This window comes from Clostridium novyi NT, assembly GCF_000014125.1.
Lineage (GTDB): Bacteria > Bacillota > Clostridia > Clostridiales > Clostridiaceae > Clostridium_H > Clostridium_H novyi.
The window spans coordinates 1459963-1471019 of sequence record NC_008593.1; the positions used below are offsets into that span (position 1 = coordinate 1459963).

General features: G+C 28.8%; 12 protein-coding genes. All 12 read right to left on the reverse strand.

The window, feature by feature from the left end:
• Nucleotides 1–61 precede the first annotated feature (61 nt).
• The 12 genes from NT01CX_RS06865 to NT01CX_RS06920 all read right to left on the reverse strand — a co-directional run bounded on the left by NT01CX_RS06865 (nucleotide 62) and on the right by NT01CX_RS06920 (nucleotide 11043).
• Complete coding sequence (locus NT01CX_RS06865; protein WP_011722337.1) at nucleotides 62–1747, reverse strand: penicillin-binding transpeptidase domain-containing protein; 1686 nt, start codon at nucleotides 1745–1747, stop codon at nucleotides 62–64.
• A gap of 61 nt (nucleotides 1748–1808) precedes the next feature.
• On the reverse strand, nucleotides 1809–2435 hold the full coding sequence (udk, locus tag NT01CX_RS06870) for a uridine kinase (RefSeq protein ID WP_011722338.1): 627 nt from the start codon (nucleotides 2433–2435) through the stop codon (nucleotides 1809–1811).
• A 3-nt stretch (nucleotides 2436–2438) separates the two neighbouring features.
• Nucleotides 2439–3665 (reverse strand): peptidase U32 family protein, encoded by a 1227-nt coding sequence (locus tag NT01CX_RS06875; RefSeq protein WP_011722339.1) that lies wholly within the window; start codon nucleotides 3663–3665, stop codon nucleotides 2439–2441.
• Nucleotides 3658–4314: an O-methyltransferase gene (locus NT01CX_RS06880; protein WP_011722340.1), complete on the reverse strand. Its 657-nt coding sequence runs from the start codon at nucleotides 4312–4314 to the stop codon at nucleotides 3658–3660. The genes NT01CX_RS06875 and NT01CX_RS06880 overlap by 8 nt, the downstream gene beginning before the upstream one ends.
• Before the next feature lie 30 nt (nucleotides 4315–4344).
• Nucleotides 4345–5355, reverse strand: a complete 1011-nt coding sequence (gene mltG / locus NT01CX_RS06885) for an endolytic transglycosylase MltG (RefSeq protein ID WP_011722341.1) — start codon at nucleotides 5353–5355, stop codon at nucleotides 4345–4347.
• Nucleotides 5356–5396: 41 nt separating this feature from the next.
• Complete coding sequence (gene typA, locus NT01CX_RS06890; RefSeq protein ID WP_011722342.1) at nucleotides 5397–7217, reverse strand: translational GTPase TypA; 1821 nt, start codon at nucleotides 7215–7217, stop codon at nucleotides 5397–5399.
• Between the two features lie 141 nt (nucleotides 7218–7358).
• A complete protein-coding gene (locus tag NT01CX_RS06895; RefSeq protein ID WP_011722343.1) occupies nucleotides 7359–7703 on the reverse strand; it encodes a YlbF family regulator in 345 nt (114 codons plus the stop codon).
• A 24-nt stretch (nucleotides 7704–7727) separates the two neighbouring features.
• On the reverse strand, nucleotides 7728–9395 hold the full coding sequence (locus NT01CX_RS06900) for a ribonuclease J (RefSeq protein WP_011722344.1): 1668 nt from the start codon (nucleotides 9393–9395) through the stop codon (nucleotides 7728–7730).
• A 38-nt stretch (nucleotides 9396–9433) separates the two neighbouring features.
• On the reverse strand, nucleotides 9434–9886 hold the full coding sequence (locus NT01CX_RS06905; RefSeq protein WP_011722345.1) for a Fur family transcriptional regulator: 453 nt from the start codon (nucleotides 9884–9886) through the stop codon (nucleotides 9434–9436).
• Nucleotides 9887–10039: 153 nt separating this feature from the next.
• On the reverse strand, nucleotides 10040–10300 hold the full coding sequence (locus NT01CX_RS06910; RefSeq protein ID WP_011722346.1) for a DUF1292 domain-containing protein: 261 nt from the start codon (nucleotides 10298–10300) through the stop codon (nucleotides 10040–10042).
• A gap of 23 nt (nucleotides 10301–10323) precedes the next feature.
• Nucleotides 10324–10731: a Holliday junction resolvase RuvX gene (ruvX, locus tag NT01CX_RS06915; RefSeq protein WP_011722347.1), complete on the reverse strand. Its 408-nt coding sequence runs from the start codon at nucleotides 10729–10731 to the stop codon at nucleotides 10324–10326.
• A 57-nt stretch (nucleotides 10732–10788) separates the two neighbouring features.
• Complete coding sequence (locus NT01CX_RS06920; protein ID WP_011722348.1) at nucleotides 10789–11043, reverse strand: IreB family regulatory phosphoprotein; 255 nt, start codon at nucleotides 11041–11043, stop codon at nucleotides 10789–10791.
• Between the last annotated feature and the right edge of the window lie 14 nt (nucleotides 11044–11057).

An 11057-nucleotide genomic window follows, 5' to 3' on the forward strand; every position in this document is an offset into this window, starting at 1 on the left:
TATCCTCCTAGCAATGCTTATTACTATAATATGATTTAGATATTAAAATTTGCATGTACACCTAAAATTTATTTAAATAATTATAATTTTCAGTAACTATTTTTTTGAAAATAGGAACTGCTGACCCTGATGCATTCACGTCTTTTCCTATGTTTTGAACAAATACAACCATTGAATAATATCTATCTTTTACTTTAAAAAATCCTGTAAACCATCCATCGCAATACTCTTTTACTTCCTTAGAATTATTTTTTAAATTAATACTTTCTACTCTATTTGATGTTCCTGTTTTTCCTCCAACTTCAATATTGGGTATATATGCATTTTTTCCTGTTCCTTCTCTTACAACTTTTATCATTTGATTTTTTAATATATTAGAATTCAAACTGGTTATTGTTTTCTTTTTATCTGTATCACACTTTTCTATAACATTGTTATCTTTATCAACATAAGAATCTATCAATTTGGGTTTAACATAAACTCCATTATTAATTATAGTTGTAGGTATACTAATTGCCTCAATAGGAGTAATCCTAGTTTTTTGTCCTATATAGGCTTGAAGACTGTCCCCACTATCATCTGGAGTTGTATTTTTATTCATTTCTAAGTTTCCCTTCTCTTCATGATCAAAGCCTAAAACTTTATCATAAAGCCCTTGGTTCATGCAAAGCATATCAAAATCTTTAATACCCACATTCATCCCTATTTGAACAAATATATTATTAGATGATTTTATAAACGCTTCTTCAATTGTTTTATCCTTGTGATCTTCATGTTCTTCAAATAACCCTTGAAAATTTCTATGTTTGTATACTTTATTTAAAGATATTTTATTATTTTTTATGCCAGCTTCTTCTACTATGGCTTTTAATATAGAACCTGCAAAAAATCCATTTTGAGTACTTGCACCTATGTTTATATTGGGTTTACTATCATCCTTCTGTACCATAGCTTTTATATTTCCTGTATCACTTTCCATTAAAATTACACCTATTTGCTCATAACTACTATACTTTTTTTGATTTAATATATTTTTTATATTTTCTTGAATAGTTTTATCTAAAGTAAGTTTAACATTTATATTTTTTTTAGGAACAGTATTAAATTCATTATTTATTCTTCCATTGACATCTTTTTCAAAAACATTATATATATATTCATTATTTTTTGTCTTATTTGCTAACTTCATTTCAATAGAGTCTTCAGATTTTTCCTCTGGTTCACCATTGACATTTCTAATGGTATTAGTAATTAAATTTTCTACACTCCAATATGAGTTATCCCTATCTACAAGAGAATATTTATATGCATAAATTCCATTTACGCCTTTTATTTTCTTTAGGTTATTATAAGTAATTTCGTCTATATTCCATGTTATTTTAGATGCACTATTTGTATTAATTTTAGTATTTATATCGTAATTTTTATTGTAATTTTTAAGTAAAATTTTAATAACCTCCATATCCTCTTTTTTAGCATAATTATTATTTGTAAGATATGTATATGGATCTATAACAACAAAATACTCATATTTATACTTTAACAAATCTCTTCCCTTGTAATCTAATAGTAGATAATTCAATTCATTTTTCTTTTCTTTATATTGATATTGATTTTCTGCAACTGTAGCAAGATCCTTTCCTTTAAAATAATTAAATCCAACTATCCTAAAGGCAAGGATGAAAAATATATAAACAAAAATCATGCATATTATATAGTAACGTTTCTTATTTTCAATATTATTCACAAAAACACTTCCTTTTAGGTAAATTCTGACCTAAATGGAAGTGTTCTATTCATCAAAACTATTATTTATTTTCAGATAAAATTTGTTTTATTTTAGAAACCATAATATCTATTGCAACTTTATTTTGTCCACCTTCTGGTATTATTATATCAGCATACTTTTTTGTAGGTTCTATAAATTGACTGTGCATAGGCTTTACTACTCCTAAGTATTGATCTACTACAGAATCTATAGTTCTTCCTCTTTCTTTAATGTCTCTTAGTATTCTTCTTATAATTCTAACATCATCATCAGTATCAACATATATTTTTATGTCTAATAAATTTCTAAGTTCTACATCTTGAAGAATCATTATTCCTTCTACTATTATGATATCTTTTGCTTTTACTTCTACTACTTCTTTTTTTCTAGTATGTTCTTTAAAATCATATATAGGCTTATTTATAGTATTGCCCTTTGATAATTCTTTTAAATGTTCTACTAGAAGTTCAGTATCAAAAGCATTAGGATGGTCATAATTAGTCTTTATTCTATCTTCAAATGTTAAATGACTTTGATCTTTATAATAAGAATCTTGCTCTATTATAGCAATACAATCATCTTTAAAACTTTCATAAATTTCATTAGCTACTGTACTTTTTCCAGAACCAGTGCCCCCTGTAATTCCAATTAATATAGGTCTCATCATCTCTTACTTCTCCTTAACCTTTATAAGTATATCTTTTTCTTTTAATTCTAAATTAGTTTCAGCCGTAAAAATCATTTCAGCATTACGTGCAGCTTCAATGGATTTTCCATTTTTCTCATCTATCATATTTGTTAACACAACTTCAAATTCGTCTCCTTGTGGTCTTAGAACTTCTACACTTTCTCCACTGAAAATTCTATTTTTTTGTTGTATCTTTGCACGTTTAGTTTCCTTATTGTACTCCTTAACTACTCCTATGATGTCATAATCTCTAATGTAAGAAGAAGTATCATATATTTGTTTATTAGGTTCTCCTAAATAAAATCCTGTACAATATTGTCTGTGACTAGGCTTCATTACATATTCCATCCACTTTGGATTCATTTTATAGTTTTCAGGATCTTCAAAATATGCATCCACAGCTTCTCTGTAAGCTTTTACTACTGATGCTACATAAAATGTGCTTTTCATTCTACCTTCTATTTTAAATGAGTTTATGCCGCATTTTACAAGCTCAGGTACATGTTCTATCATACACATATCTTTAGAGTTGAAAATATATGTACCTCTGTCATCTTCTAGCACTGGGAAATACTCACCCGGTCTTTTTTCTTCCATTAAGCTATATTTATATCTGCAAGGTTGAGCACAAGCACCTCTATTCGAATCTCTACCTGTCATATAGTTAGACATTAAGCATCTTCCAGAATATGAAACACACATAGCTCCATGAACAAATGCTTCTATATCACAATCATCATCTAAATTTTCTCTTATTGTATGTACTTCATCCATAGATAATTCTCTTGCTAAAACTATTCTCTTAACACCGTTTTTGTGCCAAAAATTTGCTGTTTTATAATTAACACTATTTGCTTGAGTGCTTAAATGAAGTTCTAAGTTTGGTACAACTTCTCTTGCAGTCATTATTATTCCTGGGTCAGAAACAATTATTGCATCTACTCCAAGTTCGTATAATTCCACTAGATACTCTTCAAGTCCATTTAAATCTTCATTGTGTGGAAATACATTTAATGTAACGTATACTTTTTTATTTCTATCGTGAGCATATTTTAAGCCTTTTTTTAAATCTTCTGTATCAAAATTATCTGCTAAAGCTCTTAAATTTAGTTTGCTTCCTCCTAAATAAATAGCATCTGCTCCAAAATCAATAGCAGTTATTAACTTTTCTAGATTTCCAGCAGGAGCCAATATTTCTGGTTTATTCATTAATATTCCTCCTTGTAGTTATTGCAATACCATCTCCCATAGGTATTACTGAAGTTATTAAATCTTTATCATTTGATACCATTTCTAAATAACTTCTCATTCTTTTAACAATAGTTATCTTTCTTCTTTTTACTAACTCATTAGTAGCTACCATACCTCTAAATAATACATTGTCGGCAATTATCATACCATCTTTTTTAAGCATTCTCATGCAATGAGGTAAGAAGTGATTATAATGACCTTTTCCTGCATCCATAAATATCATATCAAACTCTTCATTTATTGTAGGAAGAATTTCTAAACAATCTCCTTGCAATATATTTATTTTTTTATCAAATCCATACTTTTTTATATTATCTTTAGCAATGTTTATCATATTTTCGTCTCTCTCAATAGTTGTGATTTCACATTGACCACCAGATGCTATATTCATAAGGATTGATGAATAACCTATAGCTGTTCCAAGTTCTAATATCTTTTTAGGTCTATTTGACATAATCATGAACTTTAGAAAATTTGCAACTTCTTCTTGAACTATTGGAACCTTTTCATTTATTGCAAACTCTTGAAGTTCTTTTAGAATATCATTGTCTTCTTTAATTAAGCTTCTAATATATTTAGTTATATAATCATGTGTTATTCCACTCATTAAAACTTCCTCCAAACTAGGATAGAACTATTAATTTTTTATTTGTTTTTTATATCTTTCTTTCGCCATTAAAAAATCTTTATAATCTTTAGTAAAATAATGTCCTTTATTATTTTCTAAAACATAATATAAATAATCGGTTTTTTGTGGCTTTAGTGCAGCTATAATTGATAGTTTTCCTGGATTGCATATAGGTCCAGGGGGAAGCCCTTTAACTTTATACGTATTGTAAGGAGAGTTTATATTTAAATCTTTATAATATAATCTTTTTTTATGTTCTCCTAATGAATATAAAACTGTAGCGTCCACTTGTAACTTCATTTGTTTTTGTATTCTATTGTCAATTACAGAAGATATCTTAAATCTATCTTCCTCTGATCTAGCTTCCTTTTCAATGATAGATGCCTTTGTCAATATTTCATGTAAATTATTAATCTTATTATTTTTCTTTTCAATATCATCTATTACTAATTTAAATTGTTCTAACATGTCTTTTATTATTTCATTACCACTAACACCCTTTTTAAGTCTATATGTATCTGGAAATAAATATCCTTCTAAAGAATACTTTGTATTCTTATTTTGTTTTACGTATTGTGGTAATTTATAGTTCTTACAACTTTTTATAAACTGTTCTTTTTTTATTATACCTTTATCTTCTAATAGTTTACCTATATCCTCAATGTTATACCCTTCTGGTATAGTTACTTTTACTATTTCATCATCAAAACCTTGATTCAATATCTTAATGAATCTATCAATAGAAATATTAGTATTTATATTATACTTCCCTTGTTTAATGGTTGTATCAATTCTTCTTATGTTTATGTACAATTTAATTACATCTGGTCTTTTTATATAACCTTCCTTATGTAACTTATTAATAACATTAGATAAAGAATCACCTTTTGCTACAACAACTGATATTTTATCAGTTGTTGAAACAAAAGGATACTTAATATTCTTGAAAGTTTTAAACCCTATAAAGATAAGAATACATAATATTATTAAAGCTACGGTAACTTTTTTTATCCGTTTCATTTAATTCACCTTTATAAAATTTATTTATAATAATTTAATATCTATCTTCTAGAAGCTCTCTTTCTTGCAGCGCTATCTAAAATTTTCTTTCTCATTCTTATATTAATTGGAGTTATTTCCACAAGTTCATCTGCTGCTATAAATTCTAAGCTTTGTTCAAGTGACATTGGGACAACTGGAACAAGTTTTAAAGCATCATCAGATCCAGATGATCTTGTGTTAGTTAAGTGTTTCTTTTTACATACATTAACATCAATATCTTCTGCTCTTGAGCATTCTCCAACTACCATACCAGCATAAACATCTGTTGCAGGTGTTACAAATAATTTACCTCTTTCTTGAGCATTAAATAATCCATAAGCTACAGCTTCACCTGTTTCAAAAGCTACAAGTGATCCTCTAGTTCTTCCTGGAATTTCTCCTTTAAATGGTTCATATCCATCAAATACATGGTTCATTATTCCGTTACCCTTAGTATCTGTCATAAATTCATTTCTAAATCCTATAAGTCCTCTAGCAGGTATTTTGAATTCAAGTCTTGAATATCCATTTACAGCAGAACTCATGTTGATCATTTCAGCTTTTCTAGGTCCTAATTTTTCCATAACAACTCCCATGAATTCTTCTGGAACGTCTATTGTTAAGTACTCAATTGGTTCAAGTTTTTTACCATCTTCTTCGTGGAAGATAACAGATGGTTTAGATACTTGGAATTCATATCCTTCTCTTCTCATTGTTTCAATTAATATAGAAAGGTGTAATTCTCCTCTTCCGCTTACTTTAAAGGAATCTGCTGAATCTGTTTCTTCAACTTTTAAACTTACATTAGTTTCTAATTCTTTCATTAATCTATCTCTTAAATGTCTAGATGTAACGTAATCTCCTTCTTTTCCTGCAAATGGTGAATCATTTACCATGAAGTACATGCTTAATGTTGGTTCATCAATTTCTACAAATGATACTGCTTCTGGATTAGTTATATCAGCTATTGTTTCACCAATATTTATATCAGCTATACCTGAAACTGCAACTATATCTCCAAGCTTAGCTTCTTCTACTTCTTCTCTTTTTAATCCATTATAAACATATAAGTTAGAAACTTTTACATTTCTCTTATTACCTTCTTTGTCTACGATGGTTACTTGTTGATTTTTGTTAACTTTTCCTCTAACAATCTTACCAATTCCTATTCTACCTACATATTCATTGTAGTCTATAGTAGTAACTAACATTTGTAATGGTTCGTCAACATATCCTGTTGGAGCTTTTACATTTTTTATTATTGTGTCAAATAAGCATTCCATATCCTTTGGCTCTTCACTAACATCTTTTATTGCATATCCTGCTCTTGCTGAAGCATAAACTATAGGGAAATCTAATTGTTCATCATCAGCACCTAATTCTACAAATAAGTCAAATACTTCATCTATAACTTCTTCTGGTCTTGCATTTGGCTTATCTATTTTATTAATTACAACCATTGGTTTTAAATGTAATTCTAAAGCTTTCTTTAATACAAATTTAGTTTGAGGCATAGGTCCTTCATATGCATCTACTACTAGTATAACACTATCAACCATCATTAAAACACGTTCAACTTCTCCACCAAAGTCAGCATGTCCTGGAGTATCAACTATGTTTATCTTAACTCCGTTGTACATTACAGCAGTGTTTTTAGATAGTATAGTGATTCCTCTTTCTTTTTCTAAATCATTAGAATCCATTACTCTTTCTTGAACTTTTTCATTATCTCTAAATACATGGCTTTGTTTTAACATTGCATCAACTAGTGTTGTCTTACCATGGTCAACATGGGCAATGATAGCCACGTTTCTTATGTCATTTCTTGTAAATAAACTCATCTTATTTCCTCCAATATTTATAGCAATTATGTAGATAAATACAAACAAAAATTGGATACTATATAGTATCCAATTCTAAAACTAACATATCTATTCTAATATTATAAATTAAAAAAGTCAATGTTTGTAGAATGTTTGATATTATTTATGGTCTACAAAATCATCATCTACTGCTTTTCCTAATATTTTTATAATATCTTCCCACAATACTCCAAACTTAACTTCAGCTTGCATATAATTTGAAACATCTAAATCCATAGAAATTATTTTCCCTATGTTCTCTAGTTTTTCCATTGTTTCTTGAGATGCAGCTCCTTTTTCCATTTGTTCAGAATATGCTTGAAGTTGTACTTTTCTAAAATCTTCTACCATTTTCTTGCTTGATTCTTTTGCTTCTACTGCTTTTTTATATTTTTTAAAGTTTTTTACTTCTTCACACTCTTTTAACTCATTTGCAAGTTCATGTACTTTATCGTATATATTCATAATACTCCCCCCACAAAACATTACCTACACTTCCATTATAATAGGAAGTATCATTGGTTTTCTCTTAGTTTTTTCATATAAAAACATTCTTAAAACTTCTTTTACTTTGGATTTAATAACTGCCCATTCAGTAATGTGTTTTTCCTCACATTCTCTTAAAGCATTTCTAACAATAACTCTAGCTTCTTCCATTAAATCTTCAGATTCTCTTACATATACAAATCCTCTTGAGATAATGTCAGGTCCAGCTATAACTTTTCCTGTATCTTTTCCTATAGTAACCACTACAGTTAATATACCATCTTGTGATAAGTGTCTTCTGTCACGTAATACTATATTACCTACATCTCCTACGCCAAGTCCATCTACAAATACTTGACCTGACATAACACTACCACTCTTTTTAATGCTATCTCTTGTTACTTCTATAACATCACCATTTTCTGATATAATAGCATTTTTTTCTGGCATTCCAAGTTTCACTGCAAGTTCAGCATGTTGTTTTAACATTCTATACTCACCATGCACTGGTATGAAAAACTTAGGTTTTACCAAAGTATGAATAAGTTTTAATTCTTCTTGACATGCATGACCTGAAACATGGACATCAGCAAGGGCTTCATATATTACGTTTGCACCTTGTTTAAATAACTGATTAATTACTTTGGAAACTAATTTTTCATTTCCTGGTATAGGAGTTGCTGAAATAATAACCATATCTCCTGGAATTATACTAACTTTCTTATGATCTGAAGACGCCATTCTAGAAAGTGCAGACATAGGCTCTCCTTGGCTTCCAGTTGTGATTATAGTTATTCTATCGTTAGAATATTTTTTAATATCATCTATGCTTATTAATGTTCCATCTTGAAATTTAAGGTAACCAAGTTCTGATGCAACTGCAACAATGTTTTCCATACTTCTTCCTGAAACAGCTACTTTTCTTCCTATTTTTTCAGAAGCAGTAATTATCTGTTGTATTCTGTGAATATTAGAAGCAAATGTTGCAACAATTATTCTTCCATCAGCTTTTGAAAATATATTTTCAAAAGTCTTACCTACTGTTCTTTCTGACATTGTATAACCTTTTCTTTCAACATTGGTACTATCAGCAAGCATTGCAATAACACCTTTTTTCCCTAACTCTACGAATCTTGGTAAATCCGCTACTTGGCCATCTATAGGCGTATAATCAATTTTAAAGTCTCCTGTATGAAGTATTATTCCAAGTGGTGTATGAACAGCTATTGCAGCTGAATCTGCTATACTATGACTAGTTCTTATAAACTCTATAGCCATATTATCAAGCTTTATTATATCCCTCGGTTGCACACGATTTAAAGTACAAGAGCTTAATAATCCACTTTCTTTAAGTCTATTTTCTACAATTCCTATAGTTAGCTTCGTTCCATACACGGGTACATTAAGTTCCTTTAGAACATAAGGTAATGCTCCTATATGGTCTTCATGTCCGTGTGTTAGGAATATTCCTTTAACTTTTTCTTTATTTTTAAGCAAGTATCCAATATCAGGTATTACCACATCAATTCCTAGCATTTCGTCATCAGGAAACTTGAGTCCACAATCAATAATAGCTATTTCATTTTTATATTCAATAACTGTTAAGTTTTTTCCTACTTCCTCTAGTCCCCCTAGTGGTATGATTTTTACTTTATCTTTTTCTTTCTTCAATGTCCTACCCTCCTTCTTTTACAAATGTCTAAATTTATTTATTTTTCTAAACATTCATGGCAAATTCCAATAAATTTAAGACTATGATTTTCAATCTTAAATTTATATTCTTTTTCTACATTCTTTTCTATAGAATCTAGTAAATCTTCTTCAACTTCTATTACTTTACCACATTCTCTACAAATCAAATGATGATGCTGATGTATTTCATCCTCATCAACTAATTCATATCTATTACAACCATCATCTAAGTTAAATTTACATACTACACCAATATCTTCTAACAACTGAATAGTTCTATATACTGTTGCTAATCCAATTTCAGGGCATTCATCTTTTACAAGATCATATAATTCTTCGGCAGTAAGATGACTTCCTTTATTTTGCATAACTATATTTACTATTGCCCTGCGTTGTGGAGTTAACTTATATCCTTTTAATTTTAATTCTTCTTTTAATTTCTCAATTTGCATTGGAGATGCTTTTGACATTTTCAATACCTCACTTTTTTAATAGAAATACTCAATTTTAATCTAGTGATTTATTAACCCACAATAAGTTTAATATTAATTTTACATTTTGTCAATTGATAATCATTATTGAAATTTAATATCTTATAACTAAATCACACTTAAACTTTGTTATTAAATTTCATTTTCTAAACTTAATGTTTCATATGCTTCACATACTATTTCAAATTCTTTGTCATCATCTATAGTTACATATGTTTCTTCTCCATTTTCATCTGTATCTATTCTAAAGGCAATAGCATCTACTTCTTCATCTGCAAGAGTTACTATTATATATTTTTTACCTTCAATATCAAGTTTCATTATAACTTCAAATGTCACTTCTTTTCCTTCTTCATCTTTTAAAACTAATGTTTCGTTAATATTATTTTCCATTTGTTTCTCTCCTTATATGTAATTTATATACTATCTAGATACCCTTGCAATATATAAGTTGCTGCCATTTTATCAACTATCTTCTTTCTTTTCGCTCTAGATAAGTTGGCTTCGAGCATAGCTCTATGTGCTGCAACTGTTGTAAGTCTCTCATCCCACATTTTTATTGGCATCTTCAATTCTGACTTTAATAGCTCACAAAATTCTATTACCTTTTCTCCTTGTTCTCCTACCGTTCCATTCATATTTTTAGGTAGTCCAGATATTATAAGTTCTACAGCATATTCTTTGCATATCTTTTTTAACTCATCTATATCCTCTTTCACACTTTTTCTGTGAACAGTTGTTATTCCTTGTGCTGTAAAACCTAAAGGATCACTTACAGCAACCCCTATAGTTCTATCACCAACGTCTAATCCCAATACTCTCATAAAGTTTCTCCTTATTAATATCCTAATTTTAAAATAAAAATGCCCAATTGGGCATCTTTATTTAATTGATAAATAGGCTTTTAAAACCTCTTCGAGAATCTCATCTCTTTCTAATTTTCTAATTAACGCTCTTGCTCCATTGTAATTAGTTATATACGTTGGATCACCGGAAATTAGATATCCTACTAATTGATTTATTGGATTATATCCTTTTTCTTTTAATGAATTATTAACTTCACTTAAAATACTTCTAGTTAAATCATCTTTATTCTTTTGGATATCAAATTCCATTGTATTTTCATTAATGCTCATACCTGCCTCACCCC